The organism is Kitasatospora setae KM-6054 (assembly GCF_000269985.1).
Taxonomy (GTDB): domain Bacteria; phylum Actinomycetota; class Actinomycetes; order Streptomycetales; family Streptomycetaceae; genus Kitasatospora; species Kitasatospora setae.
This window is the reverse complement of the sequence record NC_016109.1, coordinates 6,036,748-6,057,799: the sequence shown is the minus strand read 5'-3', so window position 1 is coordinate 6,057,799 and position 21,052 is coordinate 6,036,748. Positions and strand designations below refer to the sequence as shown.

Here is a 21,052-nt window from a genome sequence, read left to right as displayed (position 1 = left end):
GCGGCGGCCGGGGGCCGCTCGGCGATCGCGTCACCCGGGGAAACACCCGGCCGCGGGCGGCCGTTCAGCCCTCGAAGGGGAGGACGTCCGGGGAGAGGACGGCGGCGCGGGCGGTGGCGGCGGTGAGGCGGCGGCGGTGGTGGCGGCGGCAGAGCACCTCGTAGCCGATCTCGTCCTCCCGGACGGTGACGTCCCCGACCACGACCTGGGCGCCTTCGACGACCATGACGCCGCCGACGGTGCGGGCGTTGTGGGTGGCGCGGGCGCCGCACCAGCAGAGGGCCTCGACCTGGAGGACCTCGACCCGGTCGGCGAGTTCGATCAGCCGCTGGGAGCCGGGGAAGAGCCGGGTGCGGAAGTCGGTGGTGATCCCGAAGGTGAACACGTCGATGCCCAACTCGTCGACGATCCTGGCGAGTTGGTCGATCTGGTCGGCGGAGAAGAACTGTGCCTCGTCGCAGATCAGGTAGTCGACCTTGCCGCCGGCCGAGAGCAGCTGGACGACGTACGCCTGGAAGTCGAAGTCGTCGCCGGCCTCGACGGCGTCGGCGCGCAGGCCGAGCCGGCTGGAGATGGTGGCGGCGCCGGCCCGGTCGTTGCGGGTGAAGATCATGCCCTGGCGGCCGCGGGCGGCGTGGTTGTGGTCCATCTGGAGCGCGAGGGTCGACTTCCCGCAGTCCATCGTGCCCGAGAAGAACACCAGTTCAGCCATGGTGGAGCGGCAGCCTTTCGGGCGTGGGGGTCAACGGGCGGTCTCAGCCGCGGACTTCGAGCAGCGGGACGAGCTGTTCGACGGGGGTCATCGAGCCGTGCAGGCCGACCATCTGGGACTCGCCGGGTTCGCTGCGGGTCGCGATGATCGCGATGTCGTCGCGGGCGGCGGCGACCACGTCGCCGATCCGGGGCAGCACCCGCTCGTCCACCACCGGGCCGAACCAGCCCGCGGCGACGGCCTGTTCGCGGGTGGCGACCCACATCTGCTCGCCGAGCACCTCGCTCCAGACGGCGTGCACGTCGGCGGCGGCGCCGGGGTGGGCGTAGACGTGCCGGGCCCGGCCCTCGCCGCCGAGCAGGGCGACGCCGGCCGAGAGCTCCCAGTCCTCGTCGAAGTCGATCCGGTTCTCCGGGGCGACGTCGATCATGCCGTGGTCGGCGGTGACGTACAGCGCGGAGCGCGGCGGGAGCTGTTCGGCGAGGCGGCGGACGAGCCGGTCGACGCTGAACAGGGTGAGCCGCCACTCGTCCGAGGCGACGCCGTAGCGGTGTCCGGCGGCGTCGAGTTCGCTGAGGTACGTGTAGACCAGGGCGCGGTCGTGCTCGGCCAGCCAGCCGGCGGCCCGGTCGATCCGCTCCTCGCCGGTGGTGCGGCCGAGGAAGGTGCCGCCGGAGAGCGCGACCCGGGTGAGCGGGGTGGTGGCGAACAGCGGGGAGGAGACCTGGGCGGTGGCGATCCCGGCCTGGTGGGCCCGCTCGAAGACGGTGGGGTGGGGCTGCCAGCGGTGCGGGTCGACCGGCGGGGTCCAGCGCAGCTGGTTCATCAGCCGGCCCTCGCCGGGGATGGCGACGGTGTAGCCGGCCAGGCCGTGCTGCCCGGGCGGCAGGCCGGTGCCGACCGAGGCCAGCGAGGTGGCGGTGGTGGACGGGAAGCCGGCCGTGATCGGGGCCCGCCCGGCGGTCAGCGCGTTGAGGAACGGCGCCCAGTCCGGATTGGCCCGGATCAGCTCCCAGCCGAGGCCGTCGACCAGGAACACGCAGACCCGGTCGGCGGGCTCCAGCGGCAGCACGGCCCGGTACCCGGGCACGCCGAGGTGGGCCGCGAGGGTGGGCAGCAGGTCGGAGAGCGCGGCGCTGCCGTAGCGCGGGGCGGGGGCGTCGGCCGGGTCGAGCGGGTCGAAGGGGTCCTCGTGGTGCATGCCGGGTCAGCCGTTGGCCACGGTCGCCTCGGACAGCGCCCGGGCGAACACCAGCGCCTGGGCGACCGTCTCCGGCCCGTCCCCGGCCTCGCTGACCCGCAGCGACAGGTCGTCGGCGGTGGCGGAGCCGGTGTAGCCGTGGTCGGCGTCGCAGTTCGGGTCCGAGCAGCCGGCCGGCTCCAGGTCGAGCCGCTGCACGGCGCCCCAGCCGATGGTGAGCACGACCTCGCGCGGCGGGGTGCCGGGGGTGTACGTCTCGGGGTTGGCGACCATCCGGCTGACCACCACGGAGGTGATCCGGTCCAGCCGGACGGTCTCGGTGGAGGTGGTGGCGTACGGGACGGGGGTGGCCGCGTCGCCGTTCTGCTCGTCGGTGTGGCTGACCACGAAGCGGGAGGCGGTGAGCACCAGCACGGTGACGTGCCGGCGGACCTCGTTCGCGTCGAAGGTGGTCTCCTGGTGCACCAGGTACGAGGTGATCGGCTCGGGGCCCACCGCGGACTCCACCGCCTCGGAGACCAGCGCCGGGTAGTAGCCGCTGCGCTCGATCGCGGACCGCAGGTCCTGCGTGGTGGTACCGGTCTTCGCCATATCTCCATCCTGGCATGTCCCGCCGCTGCGGCGGGTGGCACTGCGCCGGGTCGCCCGGCCCGCACCGCGGCCGGGGCCGCCCGGGCCGGGCGGGCAACCACGCAAGATTACAGCGTGCTCATGGCGCGCGGCCCCAGATCGGTGCGGACCGGCAGCGGGGCGATCCGGACCCGGGCGCCGAGCACGGCCAGCCCGTGCGGGGCGACCACGACGGGCTCCAGGTCGACCGCGGCGACCTCGGGCAGGTCGTCGACGAGGCGGGAGACCCGGAGCAGGACCTCCTCCAGCGCGTCGGTGTCGACCGCCTCGGCGCCGCGCCAGCCGAACAGCAGCGGGGCGGCCCGCACCTCGCGGATCAGTTCGGCGACGTCCCGGTCGGTGGCGGGGACGAGGCGGTGCGCGACGTCGCCGAGCAGTTCGGCGGGGGCGCCGGAGAGGCCGAAGGACAGGATGGTGCCGACGGCGGGGTCGACGGCCGCGCCGATCACGGTGTCGACGCCGCGCGGGGCGAGCCGCTGCACCACCAGTTCGGCCTGGGCGGCGCCGCCGAGCAGCGCGTCCAGCTCGCGGTGGGCGCGGCGCAGCCCGGCCTCGCCGGTCAGGTCGAGCCGGACGCTGCCCAGGTCGGGGCGGTGCCGCAGGTGCTCGGCGGTGGCCTTGAGCGCGACCGGGTAGCCGAGGGCGGCGGCGGCCCGGACGGCGCTCGCCTCGTCGGGGGCGGGCAGCGCCGGGCTGACCGGGATGCCGTAGTGGCCGAGCAGTTCGGCGGCCTCGGCGTCGGGCAGGGTGACCCGGGCGCCGCCGGCCTGCAGCCGGGCGGCGACCGCCTCCCGGCTGGTCAGGGCGTGGGCGACCAGGGCGCGGGCGGCGTTCTCGTCGACGCCGTCGAGTTCGGGGACCCGGGCGGTCTGCTCGGCCTCGGCGTTGCGCCGGCGCCACTTCGCGTAGCGGACGGCGTCGGCCAGCGCGTGCACGGCGCGTTCCGGCGCGGGGTAGGCGGGCACGCCCCCGGCGCGCAGCCGGGCGACCAGCGCGGGCAGCGCGAGGTGGGCGAGCAGCAGCGGTTTGCCGAGTTCCCGGCCGCGGTCGGCGGCGTCCAGCAGGGCCTGGGCGATCTCGGGGTCGTCCTCGACGAGTTCGGCGGCGGCGCCGGCGCCCTGCACGCCGATCGGCGGGATGGCGACGGCGATCACGGCGTCGGTGTGCGGGTCGGCGAGCGCGGTGTCCAGGGCGATCCGGAAGTTCTCGCCGCTGGCGCCGGTGGTCAGGTCGACGGGGGTGCGGGGGCGCAGTCCGGCGCTCAGGCAGGTGTCGTAGGTGAGCAGGCCGAGCGAGTCGGAGTTGCCGACCACGGCGACCCGGCCGCCCTGCGGGAGCGGCTGTCCGGCGAGGAGTTCGCCGGTGTCGAAGAGTTCGGTGATGGTGTCCACCCGGATCACGCCGGCCTGCTGGAACAGGGCGTCCACGGTGGCGTCGCGCAGCCGGGTGGCGGCGGGCTGGACGGCGTGGCCGGGCGGCAGGCTGCCGGTGTGCCGGGCGCCCTTGAGCACCACGACGGGTTTGGCGGCGGCGAGCCGGCGGGCGATCCGGGTGAACTTGCGCGGGTTGCCGAAGGACTCCAGGTAGAGCAGCACCACCTCGGTGGCGTCGTCCTCCTCCCAGTACTGCAGCAGGTCGTTGCCGGAGACGTCGGCGCGGTTGCCGACCGAGGCGAACGAGGAGAGGCCCGTGCCGCGGCGGTGCGCGGCCTCCAGCAGGGCGACGCCGATCGCGCCGGACTGGCAGAACACGCCGAACGGGCCGCGGTCGGGCAGCGCGGGGGCGAGCGAGGCGTTCAGCCGGTGCCCGGGGTCGGTGTTGAGCAGGCCGAACGCGTTCGGGCCGATCACCCGCATGCCGGCCGCCCGGGCCTGGCGGACCAGCGCGCGCTGCCGGTCTCGGCCGTCCGGACCGGTCTCGGCGTACCCGGCGCTGACCACCACCAGGCCCTGCACGCCGTGCGCCCCGCACTCGGCGACCGCGCCGGGGACGGACGGCTCGGGCACCGCGATCACCGCGAGGTCGACCGGTCCGGGCACGTCCAGCACCGAGCGGTGCGCGGGCAGGCCCTCCAGGTCGGTGCCCGGCGCGGCGCCGCGGTTGACGGCGTACACCGGGCCGTCGAAGCCGGAGCGGACGTCGCGCAGCAGGGCCCGGCCGACCGACTGCGGGTTGCGCGAGACGCCGATCACGGCGATCGACCGGGGGGTCAGCAGGCGCTGCACGGAGCGGGCCTCGGCGCGGTGCTCGCGGGCCCGCATGACGGCGAGCGAGGCGGCGGTCGGCTCCAGGTCGAACTCCAGGTGCACCACGCCGTCGGCGAAGCTGCGGCGCTGGGTGTAGCCGGCGTCGGTGAAGACCTTGACCATCGTGCGGTTCTCCGGCAGCACCTCGGCGGTGAACCGGCGGATGCCGCGCTCCTGGGCGACCGCGGCGATGTGCTCCAGCAGCGCGGAGGCGATGCCCCGGCCCTGGTGGGCGTCCTGCACCAGGAAGGCGACCTCGGCGTCGGTGCCGGTGGTGGACGGCATGCCGTCCTTGTCGGTGCGGTCGTAGCGGACGGTGGCGATGAACCGGTCGCGGACGACGAGCGCCAGGCCGACCCGGTTCACGTAGTCGTGCCGGGTGAACCGGCGGACGTCCTTGTCGGAGAGGTGCGGGTAGGGGGCGAAGAAGCGGAAGTACTTCGACCGGTCGGAGACCTGCTCGTAGAACTCGACCAGCCGGTCGGCGTCGTCCGCGGTGATCGGCCGGATCCGGGCCGTCCCGCCGTCGCGCAGCAGGACGTCGGCCTCCCAGTGCTGGGGGTACCCGTTGGCCGGCTCCGCGCGCTCGTGCTCCACGCCCGCCAGCGTAGTCGTCGGCGAGCCTGATGGCGCCAGGCGTGCCGGGCACGGCACGCTGGCCCTGCCGCTCCGCGCCGACGAGCCCGCGATGCGCCGGCGTGCAACACTGGTCTAGACAACCCTGCACCACCCTGCACCACGTGAAAGGCACCTCTCATGGCTGAGCGCCGCGTCACCATCGGTTGGGCCGAGGGCCTGCACGCCCGTCCCGCCTCCGTCTTCGTCAAGGCCGTCACCTCGACCGGCGTCCCGATGACCATCGCCAAGGAGGGCGGCACGCCGGTCAACGCCGGTTCCATGCTCGGCCTGCTCGCCCTGGGCGCGGCCGGCGGCGACGCCGTCGTCCTCAGCTCCGACGCGGACGGCGCCGAGGCGGCCCTCGACCGCGTCGCCAAGCTCGTCCAGGAGGGCCTGGACGAGCTCCCCGCCGCGTAGCGGCAGCCCTCGGGGGCCCGGGCGGCGCGCTCGCCCCCGGGCCCCTCGCCGTGCGCTCAGCCCTTGACGCAGATGACCTGCTTCAGGTGCGCCACCACCTCGACCAAGTCCCGCTGCTGGGCGATGACCTTCTCGATCGGCTTGTACGCGCCGGGGATCTCGTCGACCACGCCGGAGTCCTTGCGGCACTCGACGCCCGCCGTCTGCGCGGCCAGGTCCGCGGTGGTGAACCGCTTCTTGGCCGCGGTGCGGCTCATCTTCCGGCCGGCGCCGTGCGAGGCCGAGTTGAACGAGGCGGCGTTCCCCAGGCCCTTCACGATGTACGAGCCGGTGCCCATCGAGCCCGGGATGATGCCGTACTCGCCCGAGCCGGCCCGGATCGCGCCCTTGCGGGTGACCAGCAGGTCGACGCCGTCGTAGCGCTCCTCCGCGACGTAGTTGTGGTGGCAGGAGATCAGTTCGCCGAACACGGCCTTGGCCTTGGGCAGTTCGCGGCGGACCGCGTCCTGGAACAGGGCCATCATCAGCGCCCGGTTGTGCTTGGCGTACTCCTGCGCCCAGAACAGGTCGGAGCGGTAGGCGGCCATCTGCGGGGTGTCCGCGATGAAGACCGCGAGGTCCCGGTCGATCAGGCCCTGGTTGTGCGGCAGCGACTGGGCGATCGACATGTGGTGCTCGGCGAGCTCCTTGCCGATGTTGCGCGAGCCGGAGTGCAGCATCAGCCAGACCGCGCCGTCGTCGTCCAGGCAGAGCTCGATGAAGTGGTTGCCGCCGCCGAGGGTGGCCATCTGCTGGGCGGCCCGCTCGCGCCGCCAGCGCACGTCGGGGGCGATGTCGTCGAAGCGCCGCCAGAAGTCGTCCCAGCCGGCGGTGGACAGGCCGTGCAGCCGGCCCGGCTCGACCGGGTCGGTGTGCAGGCCGCGGCCGACCGGGATGGCCTGCTCGATCCGGTGCCGCAGGTGCGACAGGTCGTCGGGGAGGTCCTTGGCGGTGAGCGAGGACTTCACGGCGGTCATCCCGCAGCCGATGTCGACGCCGACCGCGGCCGGGCAGACCGCGCCCTTCATCGCGATGACGGAGCCGACCGTCGCGCCCTTGCCCAGGTGGACGTCCGGCATCACGGCGAGGCCGTGCAGCCACGGCAGCGTGCTGATGTTGCGCAGCTGCTGCATGGCCTGGCCCTCGACGGTGGCCGGGTCGGTCCACATCCGGATCGGGACGCGGACGCCGGGTACCTCGGTGTACGACATGGGTGTTCGACCTCCTGGGTCGGGTGGGTTCGAGGTGCCGCACGAGAACGCCCGGTGCGGCGGCGGGGAGGATCGGGGGCGGCCCGGCGCACGGGGCCGCGGGCAGCGGACGGGCGCTGCGCCGGAGACTGCTCAGGCGGTGCGGAGGGAGCAGCGGAAGGGCAGTCTCGGGGAGCGTCGTCGTGGCTCGACCCGCATGGTGACCGCCTCCTTCCGCCGTGTGTCGCGTCCGACCGCGCTTCGGTCGCCCGGTCGGGGATATCTACCCACGCCGCACCGGCGGCGCGCAAGGCATTAAAGGCCCGGGGAAACGCCGAGGGCCCGGCGGGGCTGACGCCCCGTCGGACCCTCGCGGGCGGTGCCGGGTCAGGCGACGACCGTGACGTCCCCGATGCCGAGCGCCTTGACCGGCTCGGCGATCACCGAGGCGTCGCCGACCAGCACGGTGACCAGCCGGTCCGGCGGGAAGGCGGCGACCACGGCGCGGGTCGCGGCCGCGGTGTCCAGTTCGCTCAACCGCCGGTAGAAGTCGGCCTGGTAGGTGTCGGGCAGGTACTGCTCGACCTGGTCGGCCAGGGTCGCGGCGACCGAGCCGGCCGTCTCGAACTTCAGCGGGGCGACGCCGACCAGGAACTGCACGGCCTCCTCCCGCTCGGCGTCGGTCAGGCCCTCGGCGGCCAGCGTGCGCAGGATGGTCCAGGTGTCCTCCAGCGCGGGCGCGGTGGACTCGGTGTCGACCGAGCCGCTGATCGCCAGCATGCCGCGGCCGGAGCCGTCGGCGGAGGAGCGCAGCGCCTGGGCGAAGGCCCGCACGCCGTAGGTGTAGCCCTTCTCCTCGCGCAGCACCCGGTCCAGCCGGGAGGTGAGGGTGCCGCCGAGGCAGTAGGTGCCGAGCACCTGCGCGGCCCACTCCGGGTCGTGCCGGTCCGGGCCGATCCGGCCGATCAGCAGCTGGGTCTGGACCGAGCCGGGCCGGTCGACGATGACCACCCGGCCGGTGTCGTCGGCGCTGACCGGGCCGTGCGCGGCGGGCGTCGCGGGCTCGGCGGTCCACCGGCCCAGGGTGCCCTCCAGCAGCGCGGCCAGGTCGGTGCCGGCGAGGTCGCCGACCACCACGGCGGTGGCGGTGGACGGGCGCAGGTGGGCGTCGTAGAACGCCCGGACCGCGTCCCGGTCGATCCGCCTGACGGTCTCGGCGGTGCCGGCCCGCGGCCGGGACAGCCGGTCGGCGGCCGGGAACAGCTCGCCGTACAGCGCCTTGGCGGCCCGCCGGGCCGGGTTGGCCTGCTCGTGGACGATCTCGTCGAGGCGGTTGGCGACCAGCCGCTCGATCTCGTCGGCGGGCAGCGCGGGGGTGCGCAGCGCGTCGCCGAGCAGGGTCAGGCCGCGCTCCAGGCGGGAGGCCGGGACCTCCAGCGAGACCCGGATCGCCGGGTGGTCGGCGTGCGTGTCCAGGGTGGCGCCGGCCCGCTCCAGCTCGCCGGCGAACTCCTCGGCGGTGAGCGTGTCGGTGCCCTCGGAGAGCGCCCGGGCCAGGATCGAGGCGACGCCGTCCAGGCCGTCCGGCTCGGCGGCGAGCGGCGCGTCCAGCACCACGTCGACGGCGACCAGCTGCTGGCCGGGGCGGTGGCAGTGCAGCACCGTCAGGCCGTTGGCCAGGGTGAGCCGTTCGGGCGCCGGGAACGCCCAGGGGGCGGGGGTGCCGGGCTGCGGCTGCGGGTGGAACTCCATCGCGGGGGTGTGGTCGCTCACGCCGCGGTCTCCTCGTCGCTCTGGTCGCTCTGGTCGCTCTCGTTGCGGTCTTCGTCGCCGGTCGGCTCGTACACCAGCACGGCCCGGTTGTCGGGGCGCAGCCGCGCGGCGGCGACGGCCCGGACCTCCTCGGCGGTGACGTCGAGGACCTTCGGCAGGGCCTGGTTGACCAGCTTCGGGTCGCCGAACAGGACGGCGTAGCGGCAGAGTTCGTCGGCCCGGCCGGCCACCGTGGTCAGCCGGTCCAGCCACTCGCGCTCGATCTGGGCCTGGGCGCGCTCGAGTTCGGCGGCGGTGGGGCCCTCGGCGGCGAACCGGGCGAGCTCCTCGTCGACGGCGGCCTCGATCCGCTCCAGGGTGGCGTCGCCGCCGGCCTTGACGTCCAGCCAGCCGAGCGAGGGGGCGCCGGAGAGCCGCAGCAGGCCGAAGCCGGCCGCGACGGCGGTGCGGTCGCGGCGCACCAGCCGGTTGTAGAGCCGGGACGACTCGCCGCTGCCGAGGATGGTCAGCGCCAGGTCGGCGGCGTCGGCCTCGCGGGTGCCGTCGTGCGGCAGCCGGTAGGCGGCCATCAGCGCGCGGGACGGGACGTCCTCGCGGACCAGCTCGCGCACCTCGGTGCCGAGGGTGTCGGGCAGCGAGCCGTCGCGCGGCGGCTGCTTGCCGTCGTGGGCCGGGATCGTGCCGAAGTACTTCTCCACCCAGGCGATGGCCTGCTCGGGGTCGAGGTCGCCGACGATCGACAGCACCGCGTTGTTGGGCGCGTAGTAGGTGCGGAAGAACGTCCGGGCGTCCTCCAGCGTGGCGGCGTCCAGGTCGGCCATCGAGCCGATCGGGGTGTGGTGGTAGGGGTGGCCGTCGGGGAAGGACAGCGCGGTGAGCTTCTCGAACGCGGTGCCGTAGGGCACGTTGTCGTAGCGCTGGCGGCGCTCGTTCTTCACCACGTCGCGCTGGTTCTCCATGGACGTCTCGTCCAGCGCGGCGAGCAGCGAGCCCATCCGGTCGGCCTCCAGCCAGAGCGCGAGCTCCAGCTGGTGGGCGGGCATGGTCTCGAAGTAGTTGGTGCGCTCGAAGCTGGTGGTGCCGTTGAGCGAGCCGCCGGCGCCCTGGACCAGTTCGAAGTGCCCGTTGTTGGAGACGTTCGCCGAGCCCTGGAACATCAGGTGCTCGAAGAGGTGGGCGAGGCCGGTGCGCCCCTTGACCTCGTGCCGGGAGCCGACGTCGTACCAGAGGCAGACCGCGGCGACCGGGGTGAGGTGGTCCTCGGAGAGCACCACGCGCAGGCCGTTGGCCAGGCGGTGTTCGGTGATGGCGAGGCCGCTTGCGGGCGCGGGGTTGGCCATGCGGGGGTCCTTCCCGTCGTCGGTTCCGGAGTGTCCGGGCCGGGGGCGTGTGACGTCCCCCATTGTGGTGCAACGCCCGGTGCCCCCGTCAGGTGTCCGGGCCCCGGGCGCGTTCGCCAGCGGCGGAAGCGGCCCGGGTGACGGGCGGTGTCCCACCGAGGGTCCACAATGGGGGGCGTTCACGCCCGCGTCCGCCCACCCCCATGTCCCGCATGTACCGCAAGGGAGCCCCGCCGCGATGGCCCGCCGCAGTTCGCCCACCCCGCCGCCCGGTGACTTCGAGGAGCGGATCCTCGACGTCGATGTCGTGGACGAGATGCAGGGCTCGTTCCTGGAGTACGCCTACTCGGTGATCTACTCCCGGGCCCTGCCGGACGCCCGGGACGGCCTCAAGCCGGTGCACCGCCGGATCCTCTACCAGGCCAACGAGATGGGCCTGCGCCCGGAGCGCGGCCACGTCAAGTGCGCGCGCCTGGTCGGCGAGGTGATGGGCCGGCTGCACCCGCACGGCGACGCCTCGATCTACGACGCGGTGGTGCGCCTGGCGCAGCCGTTCTCGATGCGGCTGCCGCTGATCGACGGCCACGGCAACTTCGGCTCGCTCGGCAACGACGACCCGCCGGCCGCGATGCGCTACACCGAGTCGCGGCTGACCGCGGCCTCGATGTCGATGGTGGAGTCCATCCACGAGGACACCGTCGACTTCGGCCCGAACTACGACGGCTCCGAGCAGGAGCCGCAGGTGCTCCCCTCGGCGTTCCCGAACCTGCTGGTCAACGGCGCCACCGGGATCGCGGTCGGCATGGCCACCAACATGCCGCCGCACAACCTGGCCGAGGTGGTCGCCGCCGCCCGGCACCTGATCAAGCACCCGGCGGCCGACCTCGAGACCCTGATGCGGTTCGTCCCCGGCCCCGACCTGCCCACCGGCGGCCGGATCGTCGGCCTCTCCGGCATCCGGGACGCGTACGAGTCCGGCCGCGGCACCTTCAAGATCCGCGCCACCACCTCGATCGAGAACGTCACCGCCCGCCGCAAGGGCATCGTGGTCACCGAACTGCCGTACACGGTGGGCCCGGAGAAGGTGATCGCGAAGATCAAGGACCTGGTCAACGCGAAGAAGCTGCAGGGCATCGCGGACGTCAAGGACCTCACCGACCGCGAGCACGGCCTGCGCCTGGTCATCGAGGTGAAGAACGGCTTCGTCCCCGAGGCGCTGCTGGAGCAGCTGTACAAGCTGACGCCGATGGAGGAGACCTTCGGCATCAACAACGTCGCGCTGGTCGACGGGCAGCCGCTGACGCTGGGCCTCAAGGAGCTGCTGGAGGTCTACGTCGACCACCGGTTCACGGTGGTCAAGCGGCGCAGCGACTTCCGCCGCCGCAAGCGCCAGGACCGGCTGCACCTGGTCGAGGGCCTGCTGGTCGCGCTGGTCGACATCGACGAGGTGATCGCGGTCATCCGCAGCAGCGACGACGCCGGGCAGGCCAAGGACCGGCTGATGGAGCGCTTCGGCCTCTCCGAGACGCAGACCGCGTACATCCTGGACACGCCGCTGCGCCGGCTCACCCGCTTCGACCGGGTCGAGCTGGAGGCCGAGCAGTCCAAGCTGCTCAAGGAGATCGCCGAGCTGACCGAGATCCTGGAGTCGGACCACAAGCTGCGCTCCGTGGTCTCCTCCGAACTCGGCTCGGTCGCCAAGCAGTTCGGCACCGAGCGGCGCACCGTGCTGCTGGAGGCCGGCTCGGTGCCGTCCGCCGCGCTGGCGGTGCCGCTGGAGGTCGCGGACGACCCGTGCCGGGTGCTGCTGTCCTCCACCGGCCTGCTGGCCAGGACCTTCGACCTGAAGCCGGTCACCGAGGAGTCCGCGGCCCGTGCCAAGCACGACGTGCTGGCCTCCGCCGTCCCGGCCACCGCCCGCGGCGACGTCGGCCTGGTCACCACGGCCGGCCGGGTACTGCGGCTGCCGGTGATCGACCTGCCCGCGCTGCCCCCGGGCACCGCGGCGCTGTCCGGCGGCGCGGCGGTCTCCGAGTTCCTCCGGCTGGAGGACGGCGAGCGGCCGATCGCGCTGACCACGCTGGACGAGTCCTCGCCCGGCCTGGCGCTCGGCACCGTGCAGGGCGTGGTCAAGCGGGTGGTGCCCGAATGGCCCGCCAACAAGGACGAGTTCGAGGTGATCGCGCTCAAGGACGGCGACGCCGTGGTCGGCGCGGTCGAACTGCGCACCGGCGAGGAGGACCTGGTCTTCATCACCTCCGACGCCCAACTGCTGCGCTACCAGGCGAACCAGGTCCGCCCGCAGGGCCGCCCGGCCGGCGGCATGGCCGGCATCAAGCTGGCCGACGGCGCGCGGGTGCTCTCCTTCGGCGCGGTCGACCCGGCGCAGGACGCGGTGGTGCTGTCGGTCGCCGCCGCCACCGGCACGCTGGCCGGCGAGGAGCAGAGCAGCTGGAAGCTCACCCCGTTCGACCAGTACCCGCGCAAGGGCCGGGCCACCGGCGGCGTCCGCTGCCAGCGCTTCCTGCGCGGCGAGGACGGCCTCGCCTTCGCCTGGGCCGGCCCGCTGCCCGCGCTCGGCGCGGGCAGCGCCGGCCAGCCGGTCGCCCTCCCCGAGCGCGACCCGCGCCGCGACGGCTCCGGCACCCCGCTGCCGACCCCGATCGCCGCGGTCGGCGGCCGGATGTAGCCCCGCGCACCCCCGGAACGGCGGGCGCCCCACGGCGGGGGCGCCCGCCGTTCCCGTTCCCGTTCCCGTTCCCGCGCCCAGGCCCCCGCCGGGGCGGGCGGGACGGCCTAGGCTGGGCCGGGTGAGCACCTGTACGACGCTGTCGCGCGAACTGACCGAGCCGCTGAGCGCCACCGCGGCCACCGCCACCACCTGGCTGCTGCTCGAACAGTCCGGTCCCTGGGGCGCGCAGGCGCTCACCGGCAGCCACCTGGACCCGGAGCTGGGCGCCGCGCTGGACCGCGCCGCCGAGGGCACCGGCGTCCGGATCGCGCTGATCCGCCGTCCCGGCCGGCACGCCGACACCGACGGGACCGCCCGGCACGAGGTGCTGCTCGCGCACACCTCGCCCGCCGACCCGTGGGTCCGCCGCGGGCACCTCGCCTCCGCCGCCGAGCTGCTCGCCCTGGACTTCGCCGCCCTGGGCGCGGGCGACCACGGCTCCTTCGGCGCCCCGCACGTCGGCGGCCCGATCGCCCTGGTGTGCACCAACGGCCGCCGGGACCGCTGCTGCGCGCTGCTCGGCCGCCCGCTGGCGGCCGAGATCGCGGCGGCCGGCCACAGCGAGGTCTGGGAGGTCACCCACCTGGGCGGCCACCGCTTCTCCCCCACCATGCTGGTGCTGCCGCACGGCTACGCGTACGGGCGGCTGACCGCCGAGTCCGCCAAGGAGGTGCTGGCGGCGACCGCCGCCGGGCAGACCGCGTTCGCCCACTCCCGCGGCCGCTCGTTCTGGCCGCGCCCGGCGCAGGCCGCCGAACAGGCGGTCCGCGAGCTGACCGGCGAGGGCGCCGCCGACGCCCTGACGCTGCGCCAGTCCCCCGGCGGCTCCCCGTGGACGGTGGAGGTCCGGCACGCCGACGGCCGCCGCTGGCGGGCCGCCGTCGCCGAGTCGGCGAGCGAGCCGCCGCGCCCGGAGAGCTGCGGCAAGGCGCCGGGCACCCCGTCCCGGATGGACGTCGTACACCTCGTGGAACTCCCGGAGGTCTCGGCGGGCTCGGAGGGCTCGGAGCCGTCGCCCGCCGCCCCCTGACGTGCCGGGAGGCCGGGACGCGGGCCGCTTCGCCCGCCTCCCGGCCTCCGCCGTCCGCTCCCCCCGCCGTCCGCTCCCCGCCGTCGCTGCCGCCCGGCCGGTCAGGCCGCGCCCGCGCCGGTCAGGGCGCGCACCTCCAGTTCGGCGAAGCCGTCCTCGTCGGCGCGCTCCCTGTCCAGGACGGTGCCCAGCCAGCCGGCCAGGAAGCCGAGCGGGATGGAGACCAGGCCGGGGTTCTCCAGCGGGAACCAGTGGAAGTCGAGGCCGGGCAGGACCGAGGTCTTCGCGCCGGAGACGACCGGCGAGAACAGCACCAGCACCACCGCCGGGACGAGGCCGCCGTAGACCGACCAGACCGCGCCCCGGGTGGTGAAGCGCTTCCAGAACAGCGAGTACAGCAACGTCGGCAGGTTCGCCGAGGCCGCCACCGCGAAGGCCAGGCCGACCAGGAAGGCGACGTTCAGCTTCTGCGCGAACAGGCTGAGCACCACCGCGAGGCCGCCGATCACGATCGCCGAGATCCGGGCCGCGATGACCTCCTCGCGCTCGGAGACCTGCCGCTCCTCGGGGCGGCGCCAGGCCCGCGCGTAGAGGTCGTGGGCGAAGGCCGCCGAGGAGGCCAGGGTGAGTCCGGCGACCACGGCGAGGATGGTGGCGAAGGCGATCGCCGAGATCACCGCGAACAGCAGCAGGCCCCAGGTGGAGCCCGCGCCGCCGCCGAGGTCGAGGGCGAGCAGCGGCACGGCGGTGTTGCCGGCCGGGTTGGCGGCCTTGACCGCCTTCGCGCCGACCACCGCGCCGGCGCCGAGGCCGAGCACGATCGCCATCAGGTAGAAGCAGCCGATCAGGCCGATCGCCCACATCGTGGAGCGCCGCGCGGCCCGCGCGGTGGGCACGGTGTAGAAGCGGCTGAGGATGTGCGGCAGGCCCGCGGTGCCGAGCACCAGCGCCAGGCCGAGGCTGAAGAAGTCGAGCCGGCTGGTGGTGCTGGCCCCGTACTTCAGGCCGGGCTGCAGGTAGCGGTCGCCGACGCCGCTGTGCTGCGCGGCGGCGTGCATCAGCGCGCCCAGGTCGCCGTGGAAGCGGGCCACCACCAGCACCGTGAGCAGCACCGAGCCGGCCACCAGCAGGAAGGCCTTGACGATCTGGATCCAGGTGGTGGCGCGCATCCCGCCGACCGTGACGTAGACGATCATCAGGCCGCCGACCGCGACGATGGTCCAGCCCTTGGCGGCCCCGCTGTCGGTGCCGAGCAGCAGCGCGACCAGGCTGCCGGCGCCGACCATCTGCGCGATCAGGTACATCAGGGTGACGACCATGGACGCCAGGCCGGCCGCGGCGCGCACCGGCCGCTGGCGCATCCGCAGCGCCAGCACGTCGGCCAGGGTGTAGCGGCCGGCGTTGCGGACGAGTTCGGAGACCAGCATCAGCACGACCAGCCAGGCGACCAGGAAGCCGATGCTGTAGAGCACGCCGTCGTAGCCGTAGAGCGCGATCAGGCCGGTGACGCCGAGGAAGGACGCGGCCGACAGGTAGTCGCCGGAGAGCGCGAAGCCGTTCTGCAGCGGCGAGAAGTCGCGGCCGCCGGCGTAGAAGTCCTCGGCGGCGTGGCCGCGGCGGCCGACCCAGACGGTGATGGTGAGGGTGACGGCGACGACGACGGCGAACAGGGCCACCGCCAGGCCGTGGCTGGGGTGTGGGGTCATCGCAGTTGGTCCTGGGTGTCCCAGCGCAGTTCGAGGGCGGCTCGATCGCGCTTGGTGCGGGCGTTGCGGGCGTAGAGCCAGGTCAGCAGGAAGGTCGAGGCGAACTGGCCGAGGCCGAGCAGCCAGGCCAGGTTGAGCGGCCCGGCGACCTGTCGGCTCATCAGCTCCGGGGCGAACGCCTGGGCCGCGACGAACAGCAGGTACCAGGCCAGGAACCCGGCGCTGGCCGGGAACACGAACGAGCGGTAGCCGCGCCGGATGTCCTGGAAGGCCTCGCTGTCCTGGACGCTGCGGTAGACCTCGCGCCCGACGCGTTCCTCCGGCGCCACCGGTTCCGCGGCCCGCTGCCGCGCCACCGCCCGGGGCCGGGCGGCGGCCGCGGCCCACCAGTCGACTCTCTCCTGTTGCGCCACAGTCGACACCTCATCATTTCGGTCACTACGACCGAACCATGATGGAGCGTCACAAACCACACCGCGAAACCGGTGCAGATACGTTCACCCGAACCAGCGACCCGGGAGTGGGTTTACGAACCGTCGGAAATTCCATGCCTGAAGGCGTACGCCACGGCCTGCGCGCGATCCCGTACCGCCGTCTTGGCGAAAAGGTTGTTGATATGTGTTTTCACCGTCGCGGGGCTGACGAACAACCTCTCCGCGATCTCGGCGTTGGACAGTCCGGCGGCGATCAGCGCCAGCACCTCGGCCTCCCGCTGGGTCAACCCGTCCGGCAGCGAAGGGCGTCGGACGGCCTCCGGGGCGGCCTCCGTCGCGACCGGCGCCGGCTCGGGAGCCGCCGCCGGGCCCGCCAGCCGTTCCAGCAGCCGCAGTTGGACCTGCGGGGAGAGCCCGGCCGCGCCCGAGCGGACGTCCGCGACCGCGCGGGCGATCTCCTCCGCGCCGGCGTCCTTGGTCAGGAAGCCGCGCGCCCCGGCCTGCAGCGCGGAGAACAGCGAGTCGTCGTCGGCGTACGTGGTGAGCACCACCACCTCGGTGCCGGGGTGCCCGGCGCGGATCCGGCGGGTGGCCTCCACGCCGTCGCAGCGCGGCATCCGCAGGTCCATCAGCACCACGTCGGGGGCGTGTTCGGCGACCAGCCGCAGCGCCTCCTCGCCGTCCGGCGCGGAGCCGACCACGGTGATGCCCGGCAGCAGGCCGAGCAGCATCACGATCCCCTCCCGCACCACGGTCTGGTCGTCGGCGACCACCACCCGGATCGGTCCGTCCGTCACGCCGGCACCCGCAGCAGCACGCGCCACCCTCCCTCGTCGGGGCCCGCCAGCAGTTCGCCGCCGAGCAGTTCCGCGCGTTCGCGCATCCCGAGCAGACCGTACCCGCTCCCGCTGCCGCCGAGCACGGGGTGCGCCCCGCGCGGGGCGGCCGAGTTGCGCACCCGCAGCTCCACCTCGCCCTCCCGGTAGGCGAGTCGGACGTCCACCCGGCCGCCGGGGGCGTGCTTGCGGGCGTTGGTCAGCGCCTCCTGGGCGACCCGGCGCAGCGCCAGGCCGGCCTCGGCGGGCACCGGGCGCGGCACCCCGTCGACGGCCAGCCCGGCCCCGGCCTCGGCGGCCAGCTCGGCGACGAACTCGGCGACGGGGGCGAACTCGCCGCGCAGCGCGGACAGCGCCTGCCGGGTCTCGGCCAGGCCGTCCTGGGCCATCCGCCGGGCGGCGACCACCCGTTCGCGGACCTCGGCCCGCTCGGCCCCGGCGTCCAGCATCAGCCGGGCCGCCTCCAGGTGCACCAGCTGCGCGGAGAGGCTGTGCGCCAGCACGTCGTGGATCTCCCGGGCGATCCTGGCCCGTTCGGCGAGCGCCGCGCTCTCGGCCCGCGCGGCCTGGGCGGCGCGTTCCTGGGCGAGCAGGGCGCGCTGCGCGGAGCGGGCCTGGCCGTCGAGGCGCAGCAGGTAGCCGAGCAGGCCGAGGCCGCCCGCGACGGCCAGCATCACCAGCAGCGACTCCCCGGTGCCCAGGCCGTAACTCGCCAGCGCCGCGCCGGCGGTGACCAGTCCGGCGGCCAGCGGCAGCCGGATCACGGCGAGCACCGCGAGCCCGCACCAGATCACCGAGGCCAGGGTGTCGGCGCCGCCCTCGTGGGCGAGCCCGGCGGTGGCCAGCAGTCCGGCGGCGCAGCCCAGCGCGGGCCACAGCCGGCGGGCCCGGCAGGCGAAGTACCAGCCGGTGAACAGGCCGGCGGTGGCGGCGATCCAGCCGATCGGCGGCAGCAACCGCCAGCCGGTGTACCGCTGTTCGGCGAAGGTGCCGAAGACCACGGCGCCCAGCATCGCGGCCCGGCCGAAGAAGGACAGCGTGGTCCGGGCCCGCGAACCGCGCTCCCGGATCGGGACGTCCCCGGCGGGCCAGCGGGTCCAGCGTTGCAGTGTGCTCACCGGCCGATCCTCTCAACAGCGGCGCCGCCGGGCCCAGTCGGAGCCCGGCGGCGGTGTTCTGACGGCGTCTCAGGCGGCCAGCGTGTGCCGCTTGCCGCCGTCCAACTGCCCGGCCCGCCAGCGGAGGACCACCGAGCGGGTCAGCAGCAGCACGCCGAGCGAGAGCAGCAGCACGCTGCCGGACTGGTGGACGTGCAGCGCGGCGCCCAGCCCGTACCAGCCGATCCGGATCACGACGGCGCCGACCCAGGCGAACACGGTGGCGGTGCCGCCCCTGCTCCACAGCACGCCGTCGGCCTCCCGCCAGATCCGCACCGTCCAGGCCCAGGCGCAGCCCATGCCGGCGGTGGTGAGCAGCGAGCCGGCCAGCAGCACGGCGGCGGTGGCCCGGTGCTCCGGGTCGAGCAGGGCGGTGTCGCGCAGTCCGGCGGCGACCAGCACCAGCGGCAGCAGCAGCCACAGGCGGCGCTCGCCGTCCAGCCGGCGGGCCCGCAGCTGCCGGCCCACCACCAGGACGATCACGGCGACGGCGATCAGGACATCGGACAGGGCGGTCATCTCGGTGCCTCCAGACGGGGTGTTCTCGACACCGCCAACGCTACGGAGCGCGGGTCGCCCGGTCCTCGGAGCGCGGGTTGATCCCGCACGCCGAAGGGCTCTCCACCCGGGGGTGGAGAGCCCTTCGGCACCGGCTCGCTCAGGCGTCGATCCGGGACCGGTCCAGGGTGGCCGCCGAGTCGACGATGAACTCGCGGCGCGGCGCGACGTCGTTGCCCATCAGCAGGTCGAAGGTCTTCTCCGCGGACTCCAGGTCGCCCAGGTTGATCCGGCGCAGGATCCGGAACCGCGGGTCCATGGTGGTCTCGGCCAGCTGGTCGGCGTCCATCTCGCCGAGGCCCTTGTAGCGCTGGATCGGGTCCTTCCAGCGCAGCCCCTTGCCCTGGAACTGCAGCAGGGTGCGTCGCAGTTCGGCGTCGGAGTAGGTGTAGTGGTACTTCTCCTGGCCGCGCTTGGGGTTGGTCAGCTCGATCCGGTGCAGCGGCGGCACGGCGGCGAACACCCGGCCCTGCTCGACCATCGGCCGCATGTAGCGGTGGAACAGCGTGAGCAGCAGGGTGCGGATGTGCGAGCCGTCGACGTCGGCGTCGGCCATGAAGATGACCTTGCCGTAGCGGGCCTGGTCGATGTCGAACGTCCGGCCGGAGCCCGCTCCTATCACCTGGATGATCGAGGCGCACTCGGCGTTCTTGAGCATGTCGCTCACCGACGCCTTCTGCACGTTCAGGATCTTGCCGCGGATCGGCAGCAGCGCCTGGAACTCGGAGTTCCGGGCCAGCTTGGCGGTGCCGAGCGCGGAGTCGCCCTCGACGATGAACAGCTCGCTGCGCTCGACGTCGTCGCTGCGGCAGTCGGCCAGCTTGGCGGGCAGCGAGGAGGTCTCCAGCGCGGTCTTCCGGCGCTGCGCCTCCTTGTGCTGCCGGGCCGCGACCCTGGTCCGGGCGGCCGCGACGACCTTCTCCAGCACGGCCCTGGCCTGCAGCTTCTCGTCCTTCTTGGCCGAGGTCAGGAACGCCTTGAGCTCCTTGGCGACCACGGCCGCGACGATCCGGTTGGCCGCCGAGGTGCCCAGCACCTCCTTGGTCTGGCCCTCGAACTGCGGCTCGGCGAGCCGGACGGTGATGACCGCGGTCAGGCCCTCCTGGGCGTCGTCCTTGGTGATGTCGTCCTCGGCGACCCGCAGCAGCTTGGCGGCCCGCAACGCCTCGTTGACGGTCTTGGCGAGCTGCCGTTCGAAGCCGGTGACGTGGGTGCCGCCCTTGGGGGTGGAGATGATGTTGACGAAGGAGCGCTGGGTGGTGTCGTAGCCGGCGCCCCAGCGCAGCGCGATGTCCACCCCGAGCTCGCGGGTGACCTCGGTGGGGGTCATGTGCCCGAGCTCGTCGAGCACCGGGACGGTCTCCTTGAAGGTGCCCTCGCCGCGCAGCCGCAGCACGTCGGAGATCGGCCGGTCCGGCGCCAGGAACTCGCAGAACTCGCTGATCCCGCCGTCGTAGCGGAAGGTCTCCTCGGCGACCTGCTCGCTCTCGGTGAGCCGCTCGTCGCGCACCACGATGGTCAGCCCGGGCACCAGGAAGGCGGTCTGCCGGGCCCGGCTGTGCAGCGACTCCAGCGAGAGCTTCGCGTCCTTGAGGAAGATCTGCCGGTCCGCCCAGTAGCGGATCCGGGTGCCGGTGCGGGTCTTGGCGAACTTGCCGCGCTTGGTCATCCCGCTGCCGGGCTCGAACGCCGCGTCCGGCCCCTCCCCGGCGTACGCGCCGGGGGTGCCGCGCCGGAAGCTGATCGCGTGGGTGGCGCCGGAGCGGTCCACCTCGACGTCCAGCCGGGCGGACAGCGCGTTGACCACCGAGGCGCCGACGCCGTGCAGGCCGCCGGAGGCCGCGTACGAGCCGCCGCCGAACTTGCCGCCCGCGTGCAGCTTGGTCATCACCACCTCGACGCCGGACAGCCCGGTCTTCGGCTCGACGTCCACCGGGATGCCGCGGCCGTTGTCGCGGACCTCGACCGAGCCGTCCTGGTGCAGCAGCACGTCGATCCGGTCGCAGAAGCCGCCCAGCGCCTCGTCCACCGAGTTGTCGATGATCTCCCAGAGGCAGTGCATCAGGCCGCGGCTGTCGGTCGAGCCGATGTACATGCCGGGCCGCTTGCGGACCGCCTCCAGGCCCTCCAGGACGAGCAGATGCCGCGCGGTGTAGTCGGACCCGCCCTCACCGGTCACCAGAGAGGACGGGCCGGTCTTTTCTCCACTCACGCTCTGCACTCCTCCATGACGTTGACGGACACCCCCGCATGCTCTCAGCAACTGAGATCCGGGCCGCTCGGGCCCGCTCGCTTTGTACGCGCTGCGCGAACACGATTCCCGCCCCGGGGGCGGTTACCAGCCTGCCATCTCCTGCCGACACCACGGGTCCTGGCGGGTCCGGGGCGCCCGAGAGGGCCGGGAGCTGCTGCGATGCGGTCCAACGGGTTCCGG

16 protein-coding genes are annotated in these 21,052 nt (G+C 74.1%); 3 read left to right on the top strand and 13 right to left on the bottom strand.

Annotated features, from left to right (window positions below; translation table 11 throughout):
* Nucleotides 1–64: 64 nt before the first annotated feature.
* The 4 genes from KSE_RS26820 to KSE_RS26805 all read right to left on the bottom strand — a co-directional run bounded on the left by KSE_RS26820 (nt 65) and on the right by KSE_RS26805 (nt 5,386).
* The gene (locus tag KSE_RS26820; protein ID WP_014138496.1) at nt 65–712 is read right to left on the bottom strand and encodes a thymidine kinase; all 648 of its coding nucleotides are present in this window, start codon (nt 710–712) and stop codon (nt 65–67) included.
* A gap of 43 nt (nt 713–755) precedes the next feature.
* A complete protein-coding gene (locus KSE_RS26815) occupies nt 756–1,913 on the bottom strand; it encodes an alkaline phosphatase family protein (RefSeq protein ID WP_014138495.1) in 1,158 nt (385 codons plus the stop codon).
* Nucleotides 1,914–1,919: 6 nt separating this feature from the next.
* Entirely contained in the window at nt 1,920–2,504 is a 585-nt protein-coding gene (locus KSE_RS26810; RefSeq protein WP_014138494.1) for a DUF5998 family protein, read from the bottom strand.
* Between the two features lie 107 nt (nt 2,505–2,611).
* Nucleotides 2,612–5,386, bottom strand: a complete 2,775-nt coding sequence (locus KSE_RS26805) for a bifunctional acetate--CoA ligase family protein/GNAT family N-acetyltransferase (protein ID WP_014138493.1) — start codon at nt 5,384–5,386, stop codon at nt 2,612–2,614.
* Between the two features lie 159 nt (nt 5,387–5,545).
* Here KSE_RS26805 and KSE_RS26800 point away from each other — a divergent pair, with 159 nt between their 5' ends.
* Nucleotides 5,546–5,824, top strand: a complete 279-nt coding sequence (locus KSE_RS26800) for an HPr family phosphocarrier protein (RefSeq protein ID WP_014138492.1) — start codon at nt 5,546–5,548, stop codon at nt 5,822–5,824.
* A 56-nt stretch (nt 5,825–5,880) separates the two neighbouring features.
* On the opposite strand, the gene KSE_RS26795 is transcribed toward KSE_RS26800, so the two are convergent.
* From KSE_RS26795 to KSE_RS26785, 3 genes are all read right to left on the bottom strand, one after another.
* Nucleotides 5,881–7,074 carry an RtcB family protein gene (locus KSE_RS26795; RefSeq protein WP_014138491.1) on the bottom strand — a complete coding sequence of 398 codons (1,194 nt, stop codon included), beginning with the start codon at nt 7,072–7,074 and terminating at the stop codon, nt 5,881–5,883.
* A 366-nt stretch (nt 7,075–7,440) separates the two neighbouring features.
* Nucleotides 7,441–8,805, bottom strand: a complete 1,365-nt coding sequence (locus KSE_RS26790; RefSeq protein ID WP_033258460.1) for a M16 family metallopeptidase — start codon at nt 8,803–8,805, stop codon at nt 7,441–7,443.
* 17 nt (nt 8,806–8,822) lie between these two features.
* Nucleotides 8,823–10,166, bottom strand: a complete 1,344-nt coding sequence (locus KSE_RS26785; protein WP_014138489.1) for a M16 family metallopeptidase — start codon at nt 10,164–10,166, stop codon at nt 8,823–8,825.
* Nucleotides 10,167–10,404: 238 nt separating this feature from the next.
* Between KSE_RS26785 and KSE_RS26780 the strand changes: the two genes are divergently transcribed.
* Together KSE_RS26780 and KSE_RS26775 are read left to right on the top strand one after the other, a co-directional pair.
* The gene (locus KSE_RS26780) at nt 10,405–12,855 is read left to right on the top strand and encodes a DNA gyrase/topoisomerase IV subunit A (protein WP_014138488.1); all 2,451 of its coding nucleotides are present in this window, start codon (nt 10,405–10,407) and stop codon (nt 12,853–12,855) included.
* A gap of 121 nt (nt 12,856–12,976) precedes the next feature.
* Complete coding sequence (locus KSE_RS26775) at nt 12,977–13,927, top strand: sucrase ferredoxin (RefSeq protein WP_014138487.1); 951 nt, start codon at nt 12,977–12,979, stop codon at nt 13,925–13,927.
* Between the two features lie 101 nt (nt 13,928–14,028).
* Here KSE_RS26775 and KSE_RS26770 read toward each other — a convergent pair whose 3' ends face one another.
* From KSE_RS26770 to KSE_RS26745, 6 genes are all read right to left on the bottom strand, one after another.
* Nucleotides 14,029–15,633 carry a solute symporter family protein gene (locus KSE_RS26770; protein ID WP_014138486.1) on the bottom strand — a complete coding sequence of 535 codons (1,605 nt, stop codon included), beginning with the start codon at nt 15,631–15,633 and terminating at the stop codon, nt 14,029–14,031.
* Nucleotides 15,630–16,046 carry a DUF485 domain-containing protein gene (locus tag KSE_RS44990; protein ID WP_014138485.1) on the bottom strand — a complete coding sequence of 139 codons (417 nt, stop codon included), beginning with the start codon at nt 16,044–16,046 and terminating at the stop codon, nt 15,630–15,632. Before KSE_RS44990 ends, KSE_RS26770 begins: the two co-directional genes overlap by 4 nt.
* 113 nt (nt 16,047–16,159) lie before the next feature.
* On the bottom strand, nt 16,160–16,864 hold the full coding sequence (locus KSE_RS26760; protein WP_014138484.1) for a response regulator transcription factor: 705 nt from the start codon (nt 16,862–16,864) through the stop codon (nt 16,160–16,162).
* The gene (locus KSE_RS26755) at nt 16,861–18,021 is read right to left on the bottom strand and encodes a sensor histidine kinase (RefSeq protein WP_014138483.1); all 1,161 of its coding nucleotides are present in this window, start codon (nt 18,019–18,021) and stop codon (nt 16,861–16,863) included. The genes KSE_RS26760 and KSE_RS26755 overlap by 4 nt, the downstream gene beginning before the upstream one ends.
* A gap of 69 nt (nt 18,022–18,090) precedes the next feature.
* Entirely contained in the window at nt 18,091–18,579 is a 489-nt protein-coding gene (locus tag KSE_RS26750; protein WP_014138482.1) for a DUF1453 family protein, read from the bottom strand.
* A 139-nt stretch (nt 18,580–18,718) separates the two neighbouring features.
* Nucleotides 18,719–20,830 carry a DNA gyrase/topoisomerase IV subunit B gene (locus KSE_RS26745; RefSeq protein ID WP_033258455.1) on the bottom strand — a complete coding sequence of 704 codons (2,112 nt, stop codon included), beginning with the start codon at nt 20,828–20,830 and terminating at the stop codon, nt 18,719–18,721.
* Nucleotides 20,831–21,052 lie beyond the last annotated feature (222 nt).